This window comes from Paraburkholderia sacchari (genome assembly GCF_000785435.2).
Taxonomy (GTDB): domain Bacteria; phylum Pseudomonadota; class Gammaproteobacteria; order Burkholderiales; family Burkholderiaceae; genus Paraburkholderia; species Paraburkholderia sacchari.
In genome coordinates this window covers 222,363-246,845 of record NZ_JTDB02000009.1, presented here as the reverse complement: position 1 = coordinate 246,845, position 24,483 = coordinate 222,363, and the positions used below count along the sequence as shown (strand labels likewise).

Annotated in this window: 19 protein-coding genes and 2 pseudogenes; 9 read left to right on the top strand and 12 right to left on the bottom strand. The window is 61.3% G+C overall.

Annotation, left to right across the window (positions count from 1 at the left end):
• Positions 1–199, bottom strand: a pseudogene (locus tag NH14_RS27100) (urocanate hydratase); the annotation flags it as partial.
• A gap of 42 nt (positions 200–241) precedes the next feature.
• Positions 242–1,777, bottom strand: coding sequence for a histidine ammonia-lyase (gene hutH, locus NH14_RS27095; RefSeq protein ID WP_052148599.1), 1,536 nt, complete (start codon positions 1,775–1,777; stop codon positions 242–244).
• A 247-nt stretch (positions 1,778–2,024) separates the two neighbouring features.
• Between hutH and NH14_RS27090 the strand changes: the two genes are divergently transcribed.
• The 5 genes from NH14_RS27090 to NH14_RS27070 all read left to right on the top strand — a co-directional run bounded on the left by NH14_RS27090 (position 2,025) and on the right by NH14_RS27070 (position 5,632).
• Positions 2,025–2,783, top strand: coding sequence for an ABC transporter substrate-binding protein (locus NH14_RS27090; protein ID WP_035534496.1), 759 nt, complete (start codon positions 2,025–2,027; stop codon positions 2,781–2,783).
• A gap of 95 nt (positions 2,784–2,878) precedes the next feature.
• Positions 2,879–3,568, top strand: a complete 690-nt coding sequence (locus NH14_RS27085) for an ABC transporter permease (RefSeq protein ID WP_035534494.1) — start codon at positions 2,879–2,881, stop codon at positions 3,566–3,568.
• Positions 3,565–4,278 (top strand): ABC transporter permease, encoded by a 714-nt coding sequence (locus NH14_RS27080; RefSeq protein ID WP_035534492.1) that lies wholly within the window; start codon positions 3,565–3,567, stop codon positions 4,276–4,278. Before NH14_RS27085 ends, NH14_RS27080 begins: the two co-directional genes overlap by 4 nt.
• Before the next feature lie 29 nt (positions 4,279–4,307).
• Positions 4,308–5,075, top strand: coding sequence for an ABC transporter ATP-binding protein (locus NH14_RS27075; protein WP_035534491.1), 768 nt, complete (start codon positions 4,308–4,310; stop codon positions 5,073–5,075).
• A gap of 260 nt (positions 5,076–5,335) precedes the next feature.
• A complete protein-coding gene (locus tag NH14_RS27070; RefSeq protein WP_035534490.1) occupies positions 5,336–5,632 on the top strand; it encodes a DUF4148 domain-containing protein in 297 nt (98 codons plus the stop codon).
• A gap of 355 nt (positions 5,633–5,987) precedes the next feature.
• On the opposite strand, the gene pobA is transcribed toward NH14_RS27070, so the two are convergent.
• Positions 5,988–7,172: a 4-hydroxybenzoate 3-monooxygenase gene (gene pobA / locus NH14_RS27065; protein WP_035534488.1), complete on the bottom strand. Its 1,185-nt coding sequence runs from the start codon at positions 7,170–7,172 to the stop codon at positions 5,988–5,990.
• Between the two features lie 181 nt (positions 7,173–7,353).
• Between pobA and NH14_RS27060 the strand changes: the two genes are divergently transcribed.
• Positions 7,354–8,226 carry a helix-turn-helix domain-containing protein gene (locus tag NH14_RS27060; RefSeq protein ID WP_035534487.1) on the top strand — a complete coding sequence of 291 codons (873 nt, stop codon included), beginning with the start codon at positions 7,354–7,356 and terminating at the stop codon, positions 8,224–8,226.
• Between the two features lie 66 nt (positions 8,227–8,292).
• Here NH14_RS27060 and NH14_RS27055 read toward each other — a convergent pair whose 3' ends face one another.
• Positions 8,293–9,468: a porin gene (locus tag NH14_RS27055; RefSeq protein ID WP_035534486.1), complete on the bottom strand. Its 1,176-nt coding sequence runs from the start codon at positions 9,466–9,468 to the stop codon at positions 8,293–8,295.
• Positions 9,469–9,550: 82 nt separating this feature from the next.
• On the bottom strand, positions 9,551–10,918 hold the full coding sequence (locus tag NH14_RS27050) for an MFS transporter (RefSeq protein ID WP_035534485.1): 1,368 nt from the start codon (positions 10,916–10,918) through the stop codon (positions 9,551–9,553).
• Between the two features lie 296 nt (positions 10,919–11,214).
• On the opposite strand from NH14_RS27050, the gene NH14_RS27045 reads away from it, so the two are divergent.
• Positions 11,215–12,120 (top strand): helix-turn-helix domain-containing protein, encoded by a 906-nt coding sequence (locus NH14_RS27045; protein WP_035534505.1) that lies wholly within the window; start codon positions 11,215–11,217, stop codon positions 12,118–12,120.
• A 50-nt stretch (positions 12,121–12,170) separates the two neighbouring features.
• On the opposite strand, the gene NH14_RS27040 is transcribed toward NH14_RS27045, so the two are convergent.
• From NH14_RS27040 to NH14_RS27030, 3 genes are read right to left on the bottom strand one after another with little or no spacing between them, the layout of a single operon-like run.
• Positions 12,171–12,518 carry an NIPSNAP family protein gene (locus NH14_RS27040; RefSeq protein ID WP_035534484.1) on the bottom strand — a complete coding sequence of 116 codons (348 nt, stop codon included), beginning with the start codon at positions 12,516–12,518 and terminating at the stop codon, positions 12,171–12,173.
• A complete protein-coding gene (locus NH14_RS27035) occupies positions 12,515–14,236 on the bottom strand; it encodes an FAD-dependent oxidoreductase (RefSeq protein ID WP_035534482.1) in 1,722 nt (573 codons plus the stop codon). Before NH14_RS27035 ends, NH14_RS27040 begins: the two co-directional genes overlap by 4 nt.
• Before the next feature lie 34 nt (positions 14,237–14,270).
• On the bottom strand, positions 14,271–15,116 hold the full coding sequence (locus tag NH14_RS27030; RefSeq protein WP_035534480.1) for an SDR family NAD(P)-dependent oxidoreductase: 846 nt from the start codon (positions 15,114–15,116) through the stop codon (positions 14,271–14,273).
• Positions 15,117–15,239: 123 nt separating this feature from the next.
• On the opposite strand from NH14_RS27030, the gene NH14_RS27025 reads away from it, so the two are divergent.
• Positions 15,240–16,172: a helix-turn-helix domain-containing protein gene (locus NH14_RS27025; RefSeq protein WP_035534479.1), complete on the top strand. Its 933-nt coding sequence runs from the start codon at positions 15,240–15,242 to the stop codon at positions 16,170–16,172.
• Between the two features lie 30 nt (positions 16,173–16,202).
• On the opposite strand, the gene benC is transcribed toward NH14_RS27025, so the two are convergent.
• On the bottom strand, positions 16,203–18,992 hold the full coding sequence (gene benC, locus NH14_RS27020; protein WP_035534477.1) for a benzoate 1,2-dioxygenase electron transfer component BenC: 2,790 nt from the start codon (positions 18,990–18,992) through the stop codon (positions 16,203–16,205).
• Between the two features lie 858 nt (positions 18,993–19,850).
• On the opposite strand from benC, the pseudogene NH14_RS34155 reads away from it, so the two are divergent.
• Positions 19,851–20,090, top strand: a pseudogene (locus NH14_RS34155) (carboxymuconolactone decarboxylase family protein); the annotation flags it as partial.
• On the opposite strand, the gene NH14_RS27010 reads toward NH14_RS34155, so the two are convergent.
• From NH14_RS27010 to NH14_RS27000, 3 genes are all read right to left on the bottom strand, one after another.
• Positions 20,029–22,701 (bottom strand): cation-translocating P-type ATPase, encoded by a 2,673-nt coding sequence (locus NH14_RS27010; RefSeq protein ID WP_237179771.1) that lies wholly within the window; start codon positions 22,699–22,701, stop codon positions 20,029–20,031. The pseudogene NH14_RS34155 and the gene NH14_RS27010 overlap by 62 nt on opposite strands.
• Positions 22,702–23,406: 705 nt before the next feature.
• The gene (locus NH14_RS27005) at positions 23,407–23,871 is read right to left on the bottom strand and encodes a CBS domain-containing protein (protein ID WP_035534476.1); all 465 of its coding nucleotides are present in this window, start codon (positions 23,869–23,871) and stop codon (positions 23,407–23,409) included.
• A 111-nt stretch (positions 23,872–23,982) separates the two neighbouring features.
• Complete coding sequence (locus NH14_RS27000) at positions 23,983–24,210, bottom strand: hypothetical protein (protein WP_035534474.1); 228 nt, start codon at positions 24,208–24,210, stop codon at positions 23,983–23,985.
• Positions 24,211–24,483: the final 273 nt, after the last annotated feature.

The following is a 24,483-nucleotide window of genomic DNA, read 5'->3' as shown; positions in this document are numbered from 1 at the left end:
AGTTGCGCGCGGCGCGGCCAATGCCGCCATACACCACGAGCGCGTGCGGATGCTCGGCCACTTCCGGATCCAGATTGTTCTGGATCATGCGGTACGCGGCTTCGGCCAGCCAGGTCTTGCACACCTTCTCGCTGCCGCGCGGTGCGCGGATCGTGCGGCTCGGGTCGAGGCGGGGATCGGTGAAGTTCGGATGGTTCATAAGGATCTCGAAGTATTTGTCTACGTTATTCAGTAATTCGGCTTATTGCTCCGACTCGAACGCGAACGGGCTATGCGCGGCGATGGCGCCGTTCTGAACGAGCTCCGTCATGGCCGCGATATCGGGTGCGAAGTAGCGGTCCAGGTCGTAATGCGGCACTTCCTTGCGCACCGATGCCATCACCTTCTGCAGCGCCGGGCTGGTCGCGTGCGGCGCGCGCAGGTCCACGCCCTGGGCTGCGGCCAGCAGTTCGATTGCGAGGATGTTGGCCGTGTTGCCGGCGATGTCGGCGAGCTTGCGCGCGGCGAAAGTCGCCATCGACACGTGGTCTTCCTGGTTTGCCGAAGTCGGCAGCGAATCCACCGAAGCCGGATGCGCGAGCGTCTTGTTCTCCGAAGCCAATGCCGCCGCAGTTACGTGCGCGATCATGAAGCCCGAGTTCACGCCGCCGTCCTTCACGAGGAAAGGCGGCAGGCCCGAGAGCGTCGCGTCGATCAGCAGCGCGATGCGGCGCTCGGCCAGCGCGCCGATTTCGGCCGCGGCCAGCGCGAGATTGTCGGCTGCGAACGCCACCGGCTCCGCGTGGAAGTTGCCGCCCGAAATGACTTCCTTGGTGTCCGGGAAGATCAGCGGGTTGTCCGAGACCGCGTTGGCTTCGATCAGCAGCACTTGCGCGGCATGGCGCATCTGGTCGAGGCACGCGCCCATCACCTGCGGCTGGCAGCGCAGCGAGTACGGGTCCTGGACCTTGCTGCAATCGCGGTGCGAAAGATTGATCGCCGAGCCGTCGAGCAGCGTGCGATAGGCCGAAGCCGCCTCGATCTGGCCGCGATGGCCGCGCAGTTCGTGAATGCGCGCATCGAACGGCTTGACCGAGCCGGCTGCCGCGTCCACACACAGCGCGCCGGAAACCAGCGCCGTGCGGTACAGGTCTTCGATTGCGAACATGTTGTAGATCGCCAGCGCCGTCGAGGCTTGCGTGCCGTTCAGCAGCGCGAGGCCTTCCTTCGCTTGCAGCGCGATCGGCTTGAGGCCGGCCAGGCGCAGGCCCTCTTCCGCGCTCATGCGCTCGCCCTTCGCGAACACGTCACCCACACCCAGCAGCACCGCCGACATGTGCGAGAGCGGCGCGAGGTCGCCCGAAGCGCCCACCGAGCCCTTCACCGGGATCACGGGCAGCACGTCCGCATTGAACAGCTTGATAAGCGTTTCCATCACTTCGCGGCGAATGCCCGAATGACCACGGCCCAGGCTCGACAGCTTCAGCGCCATCATCAGGCGCACGACCGGCAGTTCCATCGGCTCGCCCACGCCCACGGCGTGCGAGAGCACCAGGTTGCGCTGCAGCAGTTCGAGCTGATCGATCGGAATATGCGTGCTGGCGAGGCGGCCAAAGCCCGTGTTGATGCCGTAAGCGGGCTCACCCTTGGCCGTGATCTCGGCAACGGTGCGCGCGCTCTCGTCGATCGCGGCAAAGCTTGCCGGGTCGAGCTGAAGCTGGACGCTGCTGCTGTCCGCGGCGCGCGCGATCTGGCGCAGTTGCGGGAGGGTCAGATGGCCAGGGGTCAGTGTAATCATCGCAGTCAAGAAGTTGTATGGACAAGGTGGCGCCAGATTACACAAAAGGACTTGTCTATACAAGTTAAAAACGATTCGTGTATACCCTCGCCCACACCTCCCTGACGCCGGAATTACGCTGCCTTTCGTTTATGGCACAAGCACTTGGCCCAGGTAATAACACCGATTGCCGGCCCCCCGGCGCAATCGGTAATTTGTATAGACAACTCACTGCATTGATCTGCAGAAAATTCCGTTCGGAGACGTCATGAAGAAACTTGCCCTGTGTGTCGCACTTGCTCTAGCCGCCGGCGGCGCTTACGCGAAGGATTGGTCCACCATCCGTTTCGGCACCGACGCCAGCTACGCGCCGTTCGAGTCGAAGGCGCCCGATGGCAAGCTCATCGGCTTCGACATCGATCTCGGCAACGAGATCTGCAAGCGCCTGAACGCAAAGTGCGTGTGGGTCGAGCAGGACTTCGACGGCATGATTCCGGGCCTGAAGGCCAAGAAGTTCGACGGTGCGCTTTCCGCGCTCACGGTCACGCCGCAGCGCGAGCAGCAGATTGCCTTCTCGCAGAAGCTCTACAACACCCCCACGCGCCTCGTCGCGAAGCAGGATGCGACGCTGCAGCCAACCGTCGAGTCGCTCAAGGGCAAGACGGTGGGTGTCGAGCAGGGTTCGACCCAGGAAACCTATGCCAGGCAGAATTGGGCGACCAAGGGCGTGAATGTCATTACCTACCAGAACCAGGACCAGGTTTATCTGGACCTGAAGTCGGGCCGTCTGGACGCTGCGCTCCAGGATGAAGTGCAAGCCGATCTCGGCTTCCTGAAGACGCCGCGCGGCGCTGGCTTCGCGTTCGCCGGACCGGAGATCCCCACGGGCGCCGCCGCCATCGGCCTGCGCAAGGACGACGCCGACCTCAAGGCGAAGATCGACAAGACGATCGCCGACATGATCAAGGACGGCACCTACAAGAAGATCCAGTCGAAGTACTTCGACTTCGACGTGTACGGCGGCTAAGCCCCATCGCCTCGCTTGTATCGACACGGGGCCGTGCCGCTGCCGCGCAACGCGCGGCACGCGTATAGCGCCCCGTCATTGAAGGACGTCCATTCATGCTCTTCCAAGGCTTCGGCCCTCTCCTCCTCGCCGGCACGTGGGAAACCATCAAGCTCTCGCTGCTGTCGCTCGCCGCGGCGTTCGTGCTGGGCCTCATCGGCGCCGCGGCGAAGCTCTCGCCCAACCGCGTGCTCGCACGCATCGGAACGACGTATACGACACTGATCCGCGCGGTGCCTGATCTCGTGCTCATGCTGCTGCTGTTCTACAGCATCCAGATCTGGCTGAACCACCTGACTGACGCAATGGGCATGGACCAGATCGACATCGACCCGTTCGTGGCCGGCGTCATCACGCTCGGCTTCATCTACGGCGCGTACTTTACCGAGACGTTCCGGGGCGCGTTTCTTGCCGTGCCGCGTGGCCAGATCGAAGCGGGCTTTGCATACGGCATGAGTTCCACGCGCGTGTTCACACGCATCCTGTTTCCGCAGATGATGCGTTTCGCGCTGCCCGGCATCGGCAACAACTGGCAGGTGCTCGTGAAGGCGACCGCGCTGGTCTCGATCATCGGTCTCGCCGACGTGGTGAAAGCCTCGCAGGACGCAGGCAAAGCCACCCAGGAGTTCTTTTTCTTCACGCTGGCGACCGGCGCGATCTATCTAGCCATCACCACTGTTTCCAACCTGGCATTGCACCGCCTCGAAAAGCGTTATTCGACCGGTGTGCGGAGGGCCGCGCTGTGATCGAACTGCTTCAGCAATACTGGCCGAACTACCTGTACAGCGACGGCTTCAACTACAGCGGCCTCGTCATTACGCTCTGGCTGCTGGTCATCTCGATCGTGCTGGGCTTCGGACTGGCCGTGCCGCTCGCGATTGCGCGCGCTTCACGTAATCCGTGGATCTCGCGGCCGGTCTGGCTCTACACCTACGTATTTCGCGGCACGCCGCTCTATGTTCAACTGCTGCTCTGCTACACCGGCATCTATAGCCTGAACTATGTGCATACCCACGCGCTGCTTGGCGAATTCTTCCGGAGTGCGATGAATTGCACGCTGCTTGCCTTCACGCTCAACGAATGCGCCTACGCCACCGAGATCTTTGCCGGCTCTATCCGCGAGACGCCGGCGGGCGAGATTGAAGCGGGCCTCGCCTACGGCATGTCGAAGTTCAAGCTCTACACGCGCGTCATCCTGCCCTCGGCATTGCGCCGCGCGCTGCCCGCGTACAGCAATGAAGTGATCCTGATGCTGCACGCCACGACGCTCGCGTTCACCGCAACCGTGCCCGACATTCTGAAAGTGGCTCGCGACGCGAACTCCGCCACCTATATGACTTTCGAGGCATACGGAATTGCCGCCGTGCTTTACGCGACGATCGTTTTCGCCCTGATCTGGGCCTTCCGCCGCATGGAAACCCGGATGCTGGCTTATCTAAAACCGCAAGGGCACTGAACCCATTCAGCGCTGATGGAGTATCGAGAATGTACAAGCTGATTGTCGACGACCTGCACAAGAAGTTCGGCGAAAACGAAGTTTTGAAAGGCGTCTCGCTCAAGGCCAAACCCGGTGACGTGATCAGCCTGATTGGCTCGAGCGGATCGGGCAAGAGCACGTTCCTGCGTTGCATTAACTTCCTCGAATCGCCGTGCTCCGGCCGCATCACGGTCAATGGCGAGGAGATTCGCACGAGCGCCGACCGCAGCGGCTCGTTGCGCGTCAGCGACCCGAAGCAGTTGCGGGCGATGCGCACGCGCCTTGCGATGGTGTTCCAGCATTTCAATCTGTGGGCGCACATGACCGTGCTCGAGAACATCATCGAGGCGCCCGTGAGCGTGCTGGGTCTAAGTCGCGCCGAAGCCGAAGAACGCGCGCGCAAGTACCTGGCCAAGGTGGGCCTTGCGAACGGCGTCGAGCACAAGTATCCGTCGCATCTTTCGGGCGGCCAGCAGCAGCGCGTGGCGATCGCCCGCGCGCTGGCGATGGAGCCCGAGGTGATGCTGTTCGACGAGCCCACTTCGGCGCTCGATCCCGAACTCGTGGGCGAGGTGCTGCGCGTGATGCAGGCGCTCGCCGAGGAAGGCCGCACGATGATCGTCGTCACGCACGAAATGGGATTCGCGCGCAATGTATCGAATCACGTGGTGTTCCTGCATAAGGGCAAGATCGAAGAGCAAGGCGATCCCAAGGAAGTGCTCAACGCGCCGCGTAGTGAACGGTTGCAGCAGTTCCTTGCGGGGCGGTTGAAGTAAGCGCTGGTCGATATCGGGGGCAGCCTTTGCTGCCTCCGGACGCGCGCGATCGTGCTGCCCCTCTTCTGCCTCCGCAGTCCTTGCGTACCCATCGCCCATTTCATGATGGGGCACATTGACTGCAAAGCCTACCGGCGTTCACGGACATGCTTCACAACAAGCATCGTGTTAACCGTGTCTTAAGTCTGGCGCTTCAAACTGAAATTGCTGGAACACAAAACGCCAGCAGTTCCGATGGGCTAATTACGGAGGTACCAGTCATGAATACCCTCATCAAGGCACTTGCTCTGTCGCTTAGCGTCGCCATGCCTGCAATATCGTTTGCACAGGCGTCGAATGATCCAATGACCCGCGCGCAGGTCGAAGGACAACTGATCCAACTCGACCATGCAGGTTACAAGCCTCTCAAGGCGCAATATCCCGCGGACATTCAGGCGGCCGAAGCCCGCGTGGCAGCGCAATCGAATACCAGTTACGGTGGCGCGGCAACCAGCACCTCGGAGTCGGGTCATACCCTCTCGCATCACGCGTGGAATACGGAGTACGACCACCACTGACGACCGGCACAACGGAGCGCGCGTAAGCGAATACTCCTGTTCGCAGACGATGAACTGATCGGCAGCGGCTTGCAGCAAGGCCTGCAGGGCGACGGGTTCGCCGTGCACCAGGCCAGGGATGGCTCGCTTTGCGCACGACGTGACACGGGCTCGTCCTGCTCGTCAAGCCATTTGCGCTCGATGAGCCGCTCGCGCACATGCGCGTCGTGCATCGCCGGCAGGCCGGTCGCGCGCGCACCCAGGAAGCGGTGGCGGAGATTGCCGAAGTCGGGCCGGCGAGCGCGTAGTCACGGCATGTCCCAGGATGCGTATTCATGAGCGGCGCATGCGCATCAAGCGATGCATCACTTCTGCTTCATTCAATCGGTTCGTACGGCAAACCAACGTAGTTTTCCGCGATCGTCTTGAGCCCGGCTTCGGAAGTCGTGTAGTAGTCGTAGTCGGTGCGCTGCATGCGCTTGTCGAAGGCGTCGCGATCGGAGAACTCGTGCAGAAGGTTCGTCATGAACCACGAGAAACGTTCTGCCTTCCACACGCGGCGCAACGCAATCTGCGAATACTTTTCCAGTAGATCGGTTCGGCCGTCGCGGTAGACGCGATTCAAAATCCGATACAACGTGCTCACGTCGCTTGCGGCGAGATTCAAGCCTTTCGCGCCGGTTGGCGGCACGATATGCGCCGCGTCGCCCACGAGAAACAGCTTGCCATACTGCATCGGCTCAACCACGTAACTGCGCAGCGGCGCGATGCTCTTCTCGAGCGAAGGACCGGTGACCACCTTCTCCGCCACATCCTGCGGCAGGCGCGTTTTCAGCTCTTCCCAGAAGCGCTCGTCGGACCAGTTCTCAACCTTCTCGGTTAATGGAACTTGCAGATAGTAACGGCTGCGAGTCGTCGAACGCTGGCTACAGAGTACAAAACCGCGTTCGTGGTGCGCGTAAATCAGCTCGTGATTGGCAGGCGGGGTGTCGGACAGCATGCCGAGCCAGCCAAACGGATAGACACGCTCGTAGTGAGTAAGCACTTCCTCGGGAATCGTCTTGCGCGAAACACCATGAAAGCCATCGCAGCCGGCGATGTAATCGCAATCCAGACGGTATGTCTCACCGTTCTTTTCGAATGTGACGTAAGGCGCTTCGCCTTTCACATCGTGCAACTGAACGTTGGCCGCTTCGTAGATTGTGGTCGCGCCGCTTTCCTTGCGCGCCGCCATCAAATCGCGCGTCACTTCGGTCTGGCCGTACACCAGCACCGACGAACCGCCCGTGAGCTGCTTCAGGTCGATCCGGTCACGTCGCCCGCCGAACACGAGTTCGATTCCGTCGTGAACCAGCCCTTCCGCATCCATGCGCTCGCTCACGCCCGCTTCGCGCATCAGGTCGACCATGCCCTGCTCGAGCACGCCCGCACGAATTCGGCCGAGCACGTATTCTCCGCTCTGACGTTCAAGAATGACGCTGTCGATGCCCGCCTTGTGCAGCAACTGTCCCAAAAGCAGGCCGGACGGCCCGGCGCCGATGATCGCTACTTGGGTCTTCATGACCGATGTCTCCTATATTTCTCTGCGCCGCGACTGCCACTTCGCTCTTTGAGCCCCAATAATTAGCGCCACGGTTGAATTGCATTTTTCTAGAAATCGGCAGCGCTGATAAGGCAATTTTTTTGTTTAAAATTGGACTTTTAAAAAGTCCTATGCGGGCCGATAACCCGGTGACGAATTCATGAAACATCCAGCGCAGCGCGACATCCCTGTCTTCAAGTTATACGGCGAAGGGCCTGACTGGAGCACGCTCGATTTGCTGCACTGCGAGTCGATCCCCGAGCGAAGCAGCTTGCACGACTGGGAAATCGGGCAGCACCGGCACGCAGACCTCGCCCAAATCCTGTACGTTCAGAAAGGCGTGGCACAGCTCGAAATCGAGGGCGAGAAGACAACGATAAACACGCCATCGGTCCAGGTCGTCCCGCCGATGTGCGTGCACGGCTTCCAGTTCTCTCCGGAAGTCGACGGATACGTGGTTACCATCGCTGCGCCGCTGATGAACTGGCTTCAGCAGCAAATCGACGCGCCGCGCCGCGTGCTCGAGCACCCGGGCTGTTATTCGGTCGGCAATGACCTGCCTTACCTGAATACGCTATGTGGCCGGCTGAATCAGGAATACGGACTTCCCGCACCCTCAAGGGACCTGATGCTCCGGTCACTCGTGAGCGCGCTCGTCGTATGGGTCAGTCGCCAGGATCAACAAGGCGAGGAACGGGGCGAACGTCAGGATCGTGGTCAAACCTATCTGAGGGCATTCTCCGGCCTGATCGAAAAACATTACCGCGAACATTTTCCGATCAGCCGCTACGCCGAACGTCTGGGCGTGACGCCGGTGTATTTGAATATGGTTTGCCAGCGAATAGCGGGCAAAAGCGCGCTCGCCCTCGTCCATCAGCGATTGCTGCTGGAGGCCAAGCGCAGTCTCACCTACACCGCGCTCAATATCAATCAGGTATCCGATTTTTTGGGCTTCACGGAACCCGCATATTTCACACGGTTTTTCAAGCGATTCACTGGCGTGACGCCAAACGCTTTTCGCAAGGGAAAATGACCTCTTCCCGCAAGCGAAAATGACCTGATTGCCACTGGCACCGGGCTGCGGCCCCGCAAACCTGCGTCAGAACCGATGGCGAATCGCGGCGCGCACGAGTACCTGGTGCGTGTTCGACGAGTCCCCGGCATTGCCGATGTTAGCCGCCGCGGGCGCCCCCGTGGACGAGGTACCCGCCGCGATCTGGTACGCGCCCTCGGCATAGAGATCGGTTCGCTTCGAAAGAAAGTAGTCGGCCATCACGCTGAACTGGTTGAAATGCTGATTGCCGACGTTTGCGCCTTCCGGCGTGCGCACATTGTTGCCCTTCGTGTAATCGTAGGCCGCGCCAAGACTGAATGCCGGCGTGACGGACCACTTGACGCCCGCATCGACGTTATTGAATCGTGCACTCGCGCCGCCCAGCGCCACGATATTGCCGTACTCGACGTTCGACCAGGACGCGCCGATCTGCACCGGCCCGATCGTGTATAGCCCGCCCGCTACCGCCACCTGATACGAATTCGCGCTTGCATAGGCCTTGTTCAGGATGCCGGTCAACTGCGTCCCGCTGCCGTTGCTCGTGAAGAAGCCCTGGCCAGCAGTAGCCGCGGTCGGATTCTTGAAGTAGAGGTAAGCGGCCGCCAGGGTCACCACGCCATTGGAGTACGCCGCACCCGCCGAATAGCCGCCGTTGCCGCTGATATTGCCGGGTTGGCCTCCGACGCTCCAGGTGGCGCCAAACGTGAGTCCATTGATGTTGGGGCTCGCGTAACGAATCGCGTTGTTGGTGCGCAGCGAGTTCGCAGTGTTGTCGATATCGCCGGGATGCTGGAAAACCTCGCTCGCCAGATAGCCCTGAATCGTGACCGCCTGCGCATAGTTGACGACCGAATCGTACTGCCGCCCCAACGTGAGGTCACCGAAGCGCCGGTTGCTCAAACCGACGGCCGCCTGGCGTCCGAATTGGAGACCCCCTTGCCCCGCCGCGCCCGAATTCAGATTCACGCCGGATTCGAGCGCGAAGATCGCACGCGTGCCGCTGCCCAGGTCCTCGGCCCCCTTCATGCCCCAACGACTGCCGTACATGCCGTTGAGCGAGTCGAGGTACCACTTTTGCCCGCCTTTCGAAGGCCCCGTGGCGACGTTGCTGTTGAACATGATGCCTTCGTCCAGCACGCCGTACAGCGTCAAACTGCTCTGCGCCCATGCCGATACACCGTACAGGCAAAGCGGGGCCAATGCGAGAAGCTTTTTTTTCATTTGTGTCTCTCCAAACCTGAATTATTTATTTGTATATCTAATTATTTAAAAAATTCCAGAAAGAAACGAACCGTGACATCGCCTAATGCATCGGCACGCTTTGCTGTGTGTGCGTCTGAGAAACAGTTTTGCCGCGCCCTGTCATCACGAACAGCGCGCACGCCGACACCAGCGCCGGCACGGCAAGCAAGCTGAACACCGAACCGATCTGCCAGCCGAAGCCCATCAGAGCCGCACCGACCAGTGCCCCTGCCACTCCCCCTATGCGCCCCACGCCGAGCATCCAGGCAACGCCAGTCGCTCGCCCATGCGTCGGATAAAACGCGGCGGCCAGTGCGGACATCGACGTGACCGCGCTCGTGACCAACGTGCCGGTCAGGAAGATAAGCGTGCCGAGCCATAACTGGTGACCGACGCCACGCCCCACCAGCAGGACCATTACTGCGGCGAGCACATACGTTGCTGCGATCACGCGATTGGCGTTGCGGCGGTCCATGAACCAGCCAACGCACAGATTGCCAAGCACACCACCAAGCGGGAACAGCGACGTCATCAGAGCTGCACGCGCGCCGGAGAAACCCGTGTCGCGAAACAGCGTGGGCAGCCAGTTGGTGAGAAGGTAATAGATCAGCAGGCCCATGAAGTACGCGAGCCACAGCATCAATGTCCCGAAGCGGTACTGTCGAGACAAGACGACGCGAATCGCCGATTCACGCTTCGCGCTCACGCCGCCCTCGGCCGCGACGAAACGGCAGCCATCGAACGCCGTGCCGGGAGCAATACGGCTGAGGATGCGTGCGATTTTTGCGTCGGCACGCTGCCGTACCGCCATGAACTGAACGGACTCCGGTAAGAGCAGGATCAACAGAACCATAAGCACGATCGGCCCGATACCGCCCGCAACCAGCACACTTTGCCAGCCAAATAGCGGAATCAACCATGCGGACGCGAATCCCCCGAGCGCAAGGCCGGTTGAAAAGCCACAGAACATCGTATTGACGACGACCGCTCGCACGCGCACCGGCGCATATTCGGACATCAGCGTGACGGCGTTCGGCATCGCGGCGCCAAGGCCGAGACCCGTGCAGAAGCGCAGCACGGTCAGCGACTCGACCGTGCCGGCAAATGCCGCCGCGAGGCTCCACAGTCCGAAGAACGCCACGGAAAGCACCAGCACGGTCTTGCGTCCGAGCCGGTCCGCGAGCGGGCCGGCCAGCACCGCACCGATGCCGAGCCCGACCAGCGCCGCGCTCATCACCGGACCGAGCGCCACGCGCGCAATGCCCCACTGCTGCACGAGCGATGGCGCGATGAAGCCGATGGCTGCCGTGTCGTAACCGTCGGCGGCGACTACGAGAAAGCACAGCACTAGTACGCCCCACTGAAATGGGGAGAACCGTTGTCCGTCAATGAAGGCCTGGGGATCGACGACGCGTTCGAGGGTCTTCATTGCCGACCTCCGGCAACGTGATAGACGAACGGGGGCAACGCGCCGGCCAGGCCGACGCGATCGAGCGTTTTCATTGCGATGTCTCCAGAGATTAATGTCGTTCTATTACGGCGAATTCAGCCAATTAATTAGCCATCCGAATCTCCAGGATGAGTGAAATATCCCAAAGCACATCCTGTGTCTCGAACAAAATATTCATCGATTTCGCCTGCCTGAAGTATAGGCAGACGGCGTCGGCCGATCATGGACAAAACTATGGAAAAACAGGACAATCTGCACATATGAGGGAAGGCGACATGAGGAAAATCCCTAGTTACGAATTGTATGGAGAAGCATCGGCCGCGCGGCCGCCGTGGCACGATGCATTCAATTTCGAGTGGATTCCGGAACGCAGCCGGCCGAACGACTGGAACATTCCCGCGCACCGTCACGACGCACTGCTGCAGTTTCTCTACATCCGCAGCGGCCAGGGTCACGTCGTCATCGAGAGTGAAAAAACACCGTTTAACCCGCCCTGCCTTGTGATCCTTCCTGCACAGGTGGTGCACGGTTTCGCATTTTCGCCGGAGATCGACGGCCTGGTCGTCACGGCGGCGCAGCGCGCGCTGGAGTCCATTGCGAAGTCCGTTTCTTCAACGCTCGTCGCGGTTCTCCAGCGCCCCGCCGTGATTCCGGTGAGCGGGCCCGCAGCCAGCGATGAAACGCTGATGCCTCTCTTTCATATGCTCGAGAACGAGTTTCGCCGCGGCGCGGCTGGTTACACCGCAGCGGGCATGTCACTGCTAATGGCACTTTTCGTACAGGCGGCGCGGCTTATTGACCATGCCAACGTCCCGGCAGCCGGACTCGCCGCGCGACGCAGCCAGCAAATCAGACGCTTCCGCGAGCTGATTGCCCAGCATTTCCGTGAGCACCGCCCGGTCGAGTTCTATGCAGCCGCGCTTGATGTCACCCCGCCGCAACTCGGGCGCATCTGCCGCGAAGAGCTCGGTTCGTCACCTACCGCGCTGATCAACGACCATCTGATTCGCGAGGCGCAGCGCGACCTGGTCTATTCGGGCATGACCGTCAAGCAGATCGCGCACAGCCTGGGATTCGAGGACAGCGCCTATTTCAGCCGCTACTTCCGCAAACAGACAGGCGCGACGCCCCGCGAATTCCAGAGCTCCGCTCATCGCGATCTGGCATTGGGTACGTCGTAGCGCGATATGCGCAAACAACTGAAGCGAGTGTGTGATGGCAGCGTATCGGCTTACACTGCGACGCTACCCAACTCGGCAGCACGAATAAGCCGTGTCTCCTGTGCCGTGATCAAATGGCCCGATGCCTTGAGATAGGCCGGGAAATCCGGATGCGTATCGCGTGCGAGGCACCGTCGTTCGTAGTCCGCAAGATTGTCATACCCCCACAGGTGGGTGAACTGGTTCTGCTGCCCTACCAGACTCGTCCAAAAACCGAGCGGGTGCCCAAGCGTCTCGAGCAGGATCGGCATGGCGAGCCGGTCGAACACCTCTATGAACTCGGGCATCTTGCGCAGCGCGATAGTGTAGATCCGGAAATCCACGAGAGGCTTGGTGAGATACATTGAGTGGCGGCTCATGCGTGCACCTTTTCTTTGCTGGCCATAGCCTTGTTGGCGATGGCGTTGCCCGTGACATATCCGAACGTCATATTGGGCCCATGGGTGATACCGGCACCCGGATAGTTCCCGCCCATCACGCTGCGCCGGTCATTGCCGACCGCGTAGAGGCCCTCGATCTCGCTGCCGTCCGCGCGCTGCACCTCGCCCGTGACACTGGTCCGGAGTCCGTCGAATGTGCCCAGATCGCCCATCACCACCTTCACTGCATAGAAGGGGCCAGTCGAAATCGGCGCAACGCAAGGATTGGGCTTGTTGTCCGGATCGGCGAGATATCGGTTGAACGATGTGCGGCCGCGATGGAACGACGGGTCTTCGCCGCGCATGGCATCGACGTTGTAGGCACGGACCGTCTTCTCGAGCGCATCCTGAGCAATCCCGCAGTTGCGCGCCAATTCGCCGATCGTCTCGCCCTTGACGAGGTATCCTTTGCGCAGCAGCGGCCCCAGCGGCATTGGCGCGGGCTTGGCATAGCCCAGGCCATACTTGCCCAGTGCCACCTTATCGCAGATCAGCCACATCGCCGTCTCCCGCTCACCCTCGCAAGCACGAATCAGCGCCGAGCCAACGTCGTGGTACGAATTCGATTCATTGGTGAAGCGTTGACCGCTGCACAGGACGCCGATTACACCAGGCTTGTAGCGGTCCAGCAGATGCGGGAACACGCCCGTGCGGCCCTTGCCGAAAGGCACCCTGGATACAGGCATCCAGGCCGATGCATCGGTGAAGCCCAGCTGCACGGCGCCACCCACCTTCTCCGCCATGGTCAGCCCATCACCCGTGTTGCCAGCTGGCGTGGGCGAGAGATGCTCCCCCCCGCGCTTCACATGCGGATAGACCTTCGCAATGCGCTTGAGATCGTGCGGAAAGCCACCGCAGGCCAACACGACGCCGTGGCGGGCTGCGACGCGAAGTTCACCGTCCGGTGCGCTCGCGAGCACACCGGCCACCTTGCCCTGCTTGCTCAGCAGTTCCTTCACCGGCGTCGAGGTGTGGATCGGAATACCGATCGCCAGTGCCGACTTCGCGAGCCTGGCAGCGAGCGCATTGCCGCTCGTTACATTGATTCCGCGGCGGTAAAGCGCCAGTTCCTTGATATGCGTAGCTAAACGTCTGGCCACGTAGCAGAACGAAACAATCGATTTGGTGGCGCGGAAGAAGTGCTTGAGGTCCGCGTTAGAGGAATTGAACATCATCCCCATGAAGGTAATCGTCTCGAGCGGCGGCTTGAGGCGCTGCATGTCCTTGCCCAGCCCGCGAATATCATAGGGCGCGGCGAGGACCGAGCGGCCGATGTCGACGCCGCCTGGCGCATCGGGATGATAGTCCGGATAGAGCGTGGGCACGAACTTCATCTCGGTCTCCCGCTCGAAGAACTCGACCATCTTCGGCCCGTTCTCGATAAAGCACTGGACCGCGGCGGCATCATAGTTGTTGCCCGTCTCGCTCATCATGTATTCGCGCACGCGCTCGACGGAGTCCGCCGGGTTCTGCTGCCGACCATATTGGCTGAGCGGAATCCACAAGACCCCGCCCGACAACGCGGTGGTGCCGCCGAACACAGGCTCCTTTTCGAGCACGATGACATCGAGGCCGCGCTTCTTTGCCGTGATTGCGGTGGCGAGGCCTGCTGCACCCGACCCAACCACGACCAGATCGCAAGTGATCTCCTTGGCCATATGCACTCTCCTTTTCGTTATGGTGTGATGGCGCTCACGCGGCCGGGGTGGCATTAAAGCCGGGGCGCGGAACCATGTCCATCAGCATGCAATCGAGCCCGCCGTCCACGAGCACCTCGGCGCCATTGACGTAGGCCGCAAGGTCGGAGGCAAGGAACATGGCCGGGCCGGCCAGGTCCTCGGGCTCGCCGATGCGGCGGCTCGCGGTGGCGACGGCACGGCGCGCCTCGAAGCCGGGCTCCTCGTAGAACTTCGCGGACAGCGCGGTGCGAATCATGCCGGGCAGCACGCAGTTGCTGCGCACGCCGCGCGGGCCCCACTCCGCCGCCAACTGGCGCGAAAGTAGCAGCACGCCAGCCTTGCTGGGACTATAGGAACCGCTATTGGTCTGCGGATTGAGCGCCGCAATCGAGGCAACGTGCACGATACTGCCCTTGCCCGCTGCCAGCATGTCGCGCCCGAACGCGCGCGCGCACAGGAGATAGCCGGTGAGGTTCACGGCGATCGCCTGGTTCCAGTCTGCGATCGAAACCGTCTCCAGCGATCCCGCGCGTAGCAGTCCTGCATTATTGACGAGCACGCTGACCGGCCCGAGCGCTGCCCGAACCTCGTGCGCGGCTGCGGCAACCGAAGCCTCGTCCGACACGTCGCAGCCGAACGCCTGCGCGATGGCGCCTGCCTCGCGCAGTTCTGCAGCGACAGCTTCCGCGCCGGCAAGATTGCGGTCCACGAGCGCCACATGGGCTCCGACACTGGCGAAGGCGCGCGCGATGCCGGCGCCAATGCCACTACCCGCACCCGTAATCACGCAGACCTTGCCATCCAGATTCAGCCCGTAGGGGGCCGACGCAGCTGTGCGATTTTCAATTTGCTGTGCCATGTAATTACTTTCCTAAAGTTTTCCGTGCAATTACGCTTCCTGAAATCCGTATCGTCATTGAACGCCTCGAGCGCCTGTGGAACAATGGACAGAGACGACATATAACAGGACATACCGTGCATCATGGCTCATGACCAACAGCGCACCCGGACCGTTCTGCACTTCGCGCTGTACGGTGCGGAAGCCGGCCAATCCTGGGTCGACATGGTGCATTACGAGCGCATTCCCCTGCGTGCCGGCCGCTTCGACTTCGACATCAAGCCGCACGTCCACGACGCGCTGATCCAGGTGCTCTACGTCACCCGCGGGGGCGGCGAAACCTTCATCGACGGCAGGAGGTGGGCGGTCGTTGCGCCATGCCTGATCGTCGTGCCAGCGCACTCGGTCCACGGCTTTCACTTCCGCAGCGACATCGACGGCCATGTCATCACCGCCGCGCAGCCCGCACTGGAATCGCTGGCGATGACGGCCGCGCCCGAGCTGCTGGAATTCATGCGCACGCCAACGGTGCTCTCGGTCGATCCCGAGGTCGAACGCGGCACACCGTTGGACACGCTTTTTCAGTCGATCGGGCACGAGGCGGAGAGCCACGAGCGCTGGCAGTTCACCGCGGGCGCGGCACTGGCAATCGCCCTCTTCGTCAAGATCGGGCGCCTCAGCGAGAGCGCCCGGCTTTCAGCCAGCTCCGAGCAGCGGACAATGGCGGCTCGGATCGAACGGTTCCGCGCCCTTCTCGACCGCCATTGCCGTGAGCGGCGGCCGGTCGCCAGCTACGCCAACGAGATGGGTGTGACCACCGGTCAGCTCTCTCGCATCTGCCGCGCCGCCTTCGGCGTCTCGGCAAGCGAGGCCATCGACGCACGCTCGATCCATGAAGCCAAGCGGCTACTCGGCTATTCGACGCTCAGCGTGAAGCAGATCGCGAGTGAACTGGGGTTTCAGGACGAAGCCTATTTCGGCCGTTTCTTTCGCAAGCAGACTGGACTTCGGCCTACTGAATATCGCGCGGCGGCCCACGATCGATCCTTGCCACCCGCAAAAGGGGCCGCGGACTGACGCGCCCCCGCCCCCGCCCCTGCCCCCGCTTCAGGCCGGCAACCCGCCCAGCTTGACGAACAGATGCTCCGGCCCGGAGTTGGTCAGATTGTTGCCCCGCACATACTGGATCGGCCGCGTGGGATCGAGCGCAATGGCGCCAATCTTGCGGGCCAGCGCCTTCGTCGAGATCAGCGTCTCCAGTTTGGCGAGCGGCGCGCCAAGGCATTTGTGCATGCCATTGCCGAAGCCCAGGTGGCCGCTGGAATCGCGGTCGATGTCGAACGTCTCGCCGTCGACAAACTTGCGGCTGTCGCGGTTCGCCGCCGACAGCAGCAATCGCACCACCGCGCCCTTGGGCAGATCGACGCCCGCGACAGTGGTTGCCTCGGTGGTGATGCGACTCACGCGCTGGACGGTGCCGCGATAGCGCGCCACCTCTTCGACGAAGCGCTCGGCGTCGGCGGGATTTTCGCGGATGCGTCCCAGCAGATGCGGCTGTTCGGCGAGCATGCGAAAAGCGTTGGCAACAAGGATGGTCGTCGTGTCGTGCCCGGCGATGAAGACGAAAGCGCACAGTTCCTTCGCTTCCTTTTCTGAAAGCAGACCGTCCTTCCACATGCGCGCGATATGTCCGCCAATCGATTGGCTATCGGTGCGGGCGAGCCGCTCCATCGCTTCCTTAAGGTATGCGAAGAACGCTTGCGCGCTCTGCTCGTCCGTGCCGGTCCCCGGCGCATTGCGGGCGAGGCGGCCGAAGTAGCTAAAGGTCTCGTCGGACCAGAACTTCATCTTCTCCTCATCCTCGTTCGGCACGTCGATCATCGTGGAGATGGTCGAGATGCTGAGCGGAATGGCGAAATCATCGACCACATCACCGCCGCCTTTGGCGATCATTGCGTCGAGCAGGTCCTCCGCCCTTTGCGCGATCTGCTCGATAAAAGGATCGAGCGCCAGCGGCAGGAAGGACGGCTGGACGACCTTGCGCAAGCGCGAATGATCGGGTGCATCGAAAAGCGTCAGGAACGTCAGCGGCGGCGGGCTGACGACCTCGGAAGAAAACAGTTTCGGATTGCGAATCGCCTGGTAGACATCGTCATAGCGCGAGAGGAACCACACGTCCGAAGTCGCCGACTGGCAGCGCAGCACCGGCGCATGCTCACGCATCCAGCGGTAGTGCTCGTACGGGTCGCCTTGCGAGCCGTCGTCGACCACCTTGAATGGCTCCAGCCCCTCGGGCCAGTCCAGTTCGTGTGAATACGCCGGAAGCGTTTTGGCTGTGAACGGACAAATCTGCGGCGCGCTCCGAGGCACAACTATCGGCGGCACGGGGGGCGCCGGGACCAAGGGCGCCGTCTTGCCCGGCGCCATGCGCTCCAGCGCCCGGCTCATCGTGGCTCTGGAATGGTGGGCATGCAGTGCAATTACGTCTCGCGCCTTGTTCAAGTCGCCCAGTTCAAACGCGCTGACAATATCCCGGTGCTGCTGAACGATGTCGCCGACGATCTCGATCTGGCCGGTCAGCGCGCGAGCGATGTAGTCCTGCACGGCCAGTTGCCGATAGAGCGCGATCAGCTGGGCGTTTCCAGATGCCTCGATCGTGAACATGTGGAAAGCGTGGTTCGCCTCGATGTAACGTGCCACGTCGGTAAAGCGCTCCCGGGACACGCACGGCGCCGTCGCCTCGGCGAGTTGGCGGAAGCGGATCAACTGCTCGCTCGACAGCCGGCCCATGGTCAACTGCGCCGCCCCCAGTTCGAGCGCCATGCGCAGATCGAAGGCCTCATCGACATCGACAGGTGCGATGCGCTCCTCACCCGTCTGCACCACCAGGCCGGTGCCGGCAAACTTCTCGTAATAGAAGTTGCGCGGCGTTAGCCCTTCCGACGAGAGGTAATTACGCACCGCATCGACCATCGGCGGCGGGCCGCAGAGGTAAACATCCGCCTCTCCGTCGTTGAGCTGGGAGGGGATGATGTGATGGGTGACATAGCCCTTGTTGGGATGAGCACTATCGGGGCTGGAGACGGTGCAGGCATAGGTGAAGTTCGGCAGGCACTGTGCAAAGGCTTCGAGCCGGTCGACGCCAACCAGATCCTCATCGTTGTTTACGCCCAGGATCATGTGAATCGGATACGGGCTGCCGCCGTCCTCGACGATCCTGCCCAGCATCGAGAGGAACGGCGCGAGGCCCGTGCCGCCCGCCAGAAAGAGCACCGGGCGCTCGATGGGGCGCAGGTAGAAGCTTCCCATCGGACCGCGAAACTCGATTTCGTCCCCTGCTTTGGCGGTTTCGCACAGCCAGGTCGACATCGCTCCTTGTGGCACATTGCGCACGAGGAACGACACATGCGATTCGGACGGCGCCGAACTGAAGGAGTAGGAGCGTGTTTGATCGGTTCCGGGCACCCGGACGTTGACGTACTGCCCAGCAAGGAAGCTGAGATCCGCGCGGTTCTCCAGTTCAACCGAAAAGGCAATCGTGCTTTCCGACGCGCGTTGGCACGCGACGATCCGTCCCCTGTGGGACGCCAGGCCGGTGCCGGAGACATCGGAGTTCGTGGCGATCTGGACCACGCAGTCCGAACGTGGACTCATCTGGCAGGTAAGAACCTTGCGGGCGCGAGCCTCCTCAGGGCTGAGCGCCTCTTCAACGCAGTCGCCCAGAACGTACTCGCCGGACTCGCAGACCGCCTTGCAGGTGCCGCACACACCATCACGGCAATCGAGTGGAATATTGATTTTGGCGCGAATGGCGGCATCGGTGATGCGCTCTGCGTCCTCGCACTCGATGAAGCGGGTCACTCCATCCTCAAAACGGAGTGTTATCTGATGGGCCATGGCGGTGTCTCCTCTAGAGCCGCCCGAACCTGGCGCTCCGCTGGAGGGTGTTCGGACGGGTGGCGCGCGAGGTAACACTATTTCTCGCAGGCGCCCGGTGGGTTTAATGACGCCAATGTAGAGCCTGAGCCACGTTCCCCTCAACGGACAGAGGCGACGTTCACCCGGACAAATCGTGCATTGTGACTGGCCAGTCAGCCGTGACGATCTTGAGCCGTACGACTACGAGGCAGAAATGGAAATGAGTGTGTGTGGGAGGGCCAAACGGCGGGAGCCATGATGGCCGAAGGCAGACAACTCCAACAATCGTCCGGAACGCCCCGCCAGGTTTGACTCCCACCGTTACGGATCGCCCCCTACCCACACTTCGCGCCGATCAGCTACGATCAACTCTTCTAGTAGATGTTTTGGTGCAGGGATCGCTGAGAAATTGAACACCCATTCGATTGTCCACAGGCGAGCTGGACCCTTGAACGCGCAACTGTTCCACCAACTCATATTGGCATGATACCGTCGTCGATACCGAAGAATACTGCCGGCACTTACCACCTCTCCACGGACAGCAATAGGGAACCAGTGCCAACTTTGCCCAAACATGAATCACATCGAGATGATCGGTCGCGACGACATCGTCATCAATACCGTCAGGCGCTTTCTAATGTCGCCCTGACAAGACCGGCCCGTGTCGAGGACACAATCGGAGAAGCTGATCCGGGTCGGACTCTCATTGTGGGGCAATGTACGGTTACCCCCAAAACCACCCCGGCGAAATGGCGGAACACAACGGAACTGATGCGCAAAAAGCGCCAGGCCATCCATGAGCACTTCCGTAGAGTTACGTAAGCAGACGTCGCCCGAGCTTATGTCGGTGTTCGGCAAGCTCGCAATAGCGGGTGCCCACAATGTAGCCCCAGGAAAACACGCGAGCTGATTGCCTCGAGGATCGTGATCGCCAACTGCTGCGCCGTTTGCATCGGATTTCACGTCAATAAGTGCGTCGATCGAAAGACGAAGAGCCATCGCGCCGCTGGACGGTTTAAGCCTTCGCTCTTGCTCTGCGAACGATCACCTTGCGCGTCTCCTCCAGAACCAGCATGAAAGCGCCACACGGTGCGAGAAAGAGCCAAGTTTGCGTGTCGATTCCCCTCGTTCCAAGCAGTTCATTGACCCAAGGCGTGTAGTTGATCAACAGAAGCAGACCGATCTCAGTCACGACGCCCCATCCAAGCAGACGATTGCCGAACAATCCCGTCGTGAGCACGGACTTGGTCTCGCTCCTGCACAGGAAGACGTTGACGACCTGCATCGCGACGATTGCGCTCAGGCATGCGGTCGTGGCACGCAGATAAAGGGGAGAGGAGATTGGAAAGACGGCTCCGTGTGCCCAGCCCCCACGATGCAATACGAAAAAGAATGCAGCCATTGCGATGGCAGCTTCAATCAGGCCGAGAAACAGGTACGAGCGCAGCGCAAGCGCCCGGTTCATGAGCCGCTCGGTTTGAAGGCGAGGCGGCTGACGCATCACGCCAGGGTCTGGCCTCTCGACGCCAAGGCCAAGCGCCGTGAGCGCATCAGTGCTCATGTCGATTGACAGCGCCTGTATCGGCGTCAGCGCCAGCGGGACGCGCAGGAGTACGAACGCAATGTAAGGCACGAGTTCGGCGACATTGTGAACCAGCACGTAGGTCAAAAATTTGCGGATATTGGCGTATACCGCCCGTCCCTCCTCGACCGCGTCTACGATGGCCGCGAAGTTGTCGTCGAGCAGTACCATGTCCGCTGCACCTTTTGCGACGTCTGTGCCCGCTACGCCCATCGCGATACCGATGTGTGCGCACCTCAACGCCGGTCCATCGTTGACACCGTCGCCGGTGACCGCAACGATTTGCTTTTTGCGTTTGAGTGTTTCCACGATTTGCATCTTCTGGTCCGCCGCAGCGCGCGCAAAGATGATGTCTTCGGCATCCAGGGCAAGTTGCAACTGGCTCGGCGTGAGCGCCCTGAGCTCATCTCCGGTAATGAGCTTCGGACTATCCGATCGCGTCAGGCCAATTTCGCGGGCAATGGCCGCAGCCGTCAAGGGATGATCGCCCGTAATCATGATGACCCGAATACCGGCCTCGCGGCAGCGGCGTATCGCTGCCGGGACCTCGGGCCGGGGCGGATCTTCAAGGCCAACAAGGCCGGCAAATACCAGATGTTCCTCGATGTGCTCGCGCTCGCACGCTGCCGCTTCCTGCCGATACGCGAACGCGAGCACCCGCAGGCCCCTGTGCGCCATCCTCTCCTGCACCTCGGCGATCTGTTTCATGTTTCCAGCGTCGAGAGGCTCGACCTTGCCGTCCACCAACCTGCGATCGCAGCGCGTAACGACGGCTTCCGGCGCGCCCTTGACATAGATTGCAATGCCGCCGGAAGTCCGATGGACGGTTGACATGCGCATCCGGTCCGTATCGAACGGGACCTTGTCGAGCAAGGGGTCGAAAGCTGTGTCCGGCGCAACCGCCTGTGCCATTTCTACCAGCGCGATCTCCATCGGATCGCCCAGCCATTGTTGCACGCCTGCGATCTGTGTCTCTTTCAGATCGTGGCACATGAGGCCTATGCAAAAGAATGGTCGATAGAGATCTACGAGGCCCGGCGTCCTTGAGAGTTGTGCAACGTCAGCGAGTAGCCGCGCGCCAAGGAGCACTTCCCTTACCGCCATGCGATTCTGTGTGAGCGTGCCCGTCTTATCCGTGCAGATCACCGTGGTGGAGCCGAGTGCTTCGACCGCGGGCAGGTAGCGGATGAGCACATTGCGCTTTGCCATGCGCTGGGTCGCGAGTACGAGCGCCAGCGTGAGCGTGGGCAGCAGCCCTTCGGGCACCATCGCTACAATGATCCCGATGCCGAACATGACCGCCTGCCAGAACGCGATGCCTGTCACCCAGCCCAATGCACAGAAAATGGAGCCGATCAACACGGCGAGTATTGCCGTAAGGCGGCTTAGGTGAGCGATTTCCTTGCGTAGGGGTGAAACTTCACCGCCGGCCGTCTGGACCAGATGCGTGATCCTGCCGAACTCGGTACGCACGCCGGTAGCGAAAACGACGGCCCTCCCGTCGCCGGCCACTATGGATGTACCGGCGAACACGATGTTCGTGCTCTGGATAGGCTCGAGGGCCGTGCTCGGCCCGGCGTCGAGCGGCTTTGGCCGCGATTCGCCCGTGATGGCGGCGTTCTGTACACACAAGCCGAATGCCTCGACAAGCCTGCAGTCCGCGGGTACGTTGTCGCCCTGCCCGAGCAGGATGACGTCGCCCGGCACCAGTTGCTCTGCCGGCAGCCGGGCCACCCGGTTTTCCCGCAGCACGTTGGCTTGCTGCGGTAGCAGGGCTTGCAGTGCAGCGAGCGCTCGTTCGACACGATATTCTTGCCAGAATGAAAACAGGCCGCTCACCACAATCACAACGATGATAGCGACTGCGATCTTCAGCATGCCTTGCCCGGGCGCGCGCCATTGCGCGAAAAGCGCGAGAGCAGCGGCGAACCAGAGAATGAGAGAGAAGTTGCTGGTGAATTCCTTTGCGAAGCGCAAAGCCATGGGCTCCCCGGCAACGCTTCCCACCTTGTTTGGGCCATACTCCAGCAGCCTGAGTGCCGCATCCGCGGACGTGAGTCCCGATGGGTGGCTCCTGAGACTGGCAATGGCATCGGACACAGACATTTGATGGACACGCATCGAGCACCCCGGAACGACGGGCAAGGCAAACACCTCGCATGTCGATCCTCCGTTATGGCCACCACTCAACGCTTGAGTTATATCAAGACACAATAAATGGCCCGGCACCGTTGGTCAGTCAAGCGGCGCATGGCTCATGCATGACGTCGACGAAACAAGGCCGAAGGACGACGCTCGATGGCCAAGGATCTTCCCAACCCGTACGAGGCATGCTGCTTCATCGCACGGCGGGACCAGGTGCATCGCGAACCGTCCCACGGTGAGTCGAGTTACTGCTTCGAAGGTGCCGTGCGCTTCGGATAGGCGATATGCGCGATGAAATCGCTCTGAGACCGCTCTGTATTCATGCTGAGCGTGGCACCAACTCGCCCGCGCCCGACGTTCGCCATCCCGGTATTCGATCGAAAGCTCACCCTGATGCGCCCGCAGCATTGCTCCAGCCAACCTGCGCAGCATGTGCGGACCGGAAGGTCGGCGCCGCATTCCCGGCAGCCCGTACCACTCATTACACACAATGGCATTCAGCGATTCTCCTCAGTGTGCGATTGCAGGCTTCCATCGCGGTTCATGCCCGCTGCCACCCAGCCATTGCAAGTTGGTTTCAAGTCAGATGAATGCTGTGAGAGTGGACTCTCGATCAGTAAAGTCGCGGATGGAGCAGATACCTCGCATTCCTCTTCTATAGAAATGCTATGCGTGAAGCGGCGTCTGCACGCTGCCCGTGCGCTCGCGGTTTTGCTCGCTGCGCAAAATGGCGGTCAACATGCTCCAGTCGCGGCCCAGTGCGTCGATCACGTCGTCGAGCGATAGAACCCCGACGATTTCGCTGCCACCACGAAGCACGGCGAGCCGCCGTACCCCTTGCGACATCATGGTTTGCATTGCAGTGCTGACATCCGCTGCCTCGTCGACCGTCACAACGCCCTGAGTCATCAATTCGCCAACCATCGTCTCGCCCGGTGATCTTCCGGTCGCCACCGCGCCAAGCACGATGTCCCGATCTGTCACGATCCCGACGATGTGATTCTGCCGCCCCAAATCGGTCACGATTAGAGCGCCCACGTGTTGCGCGGCCATTTGCCTGGCGACCTCCTGCAGATTGCATGACATCGGAATGTGCACCGTGCCGTGGCTATGGCATTCCTCGACTTTCATGATCTCTCCCCCTTCGGTGGGCAAGCATGGGCAGGCTGCCGCCGGGCGTGGCCGGACGGCAAACCTTTGTCAAATGATCATGCGCTAGCGCAGGTGGGCCATTAACTTCGATCAAACACGTAACGACGGGCCACCCGTGGCGAGAAAGTGGGAGACGAGGTCGCGACCTGCCTCGCTGTGGTCGAAGTCGAGCAACACGATGGACGCAAGCCAGTAGCGGTCGGCATTACGACAGGGTTCGACGATGACAGCTATGCGGAAGTCGCGGGCGATGCGCTTCACGAGGGCGCTCTCGTGATCGTTGGAGAGCGGCGCGCGGGCGGCGACCGCGGGAGTCATGGGTCGCCGGTCACGCCGCAACTCCACCGATGAGCGCAGCCGCCATGGGCGACGCCGTTGTCGAGTTGAGGGAGGTAAGCAAGATCTATTCGTGAAACGTGGCGCCCCTTCTTTCCGCCCTATGCAGCGTGCGTGCCCAATCGCCGCTGCACGCATAAGTGCGGTGCGCCTAACGCACCGCTCGCTGGCGGGCGGAAACGACCATCCGATACCAAACCACAGTGGTTCAGTTCGTAAGCGTGACAATGCCCGAGTCGCGCCTGCATTCAGTCC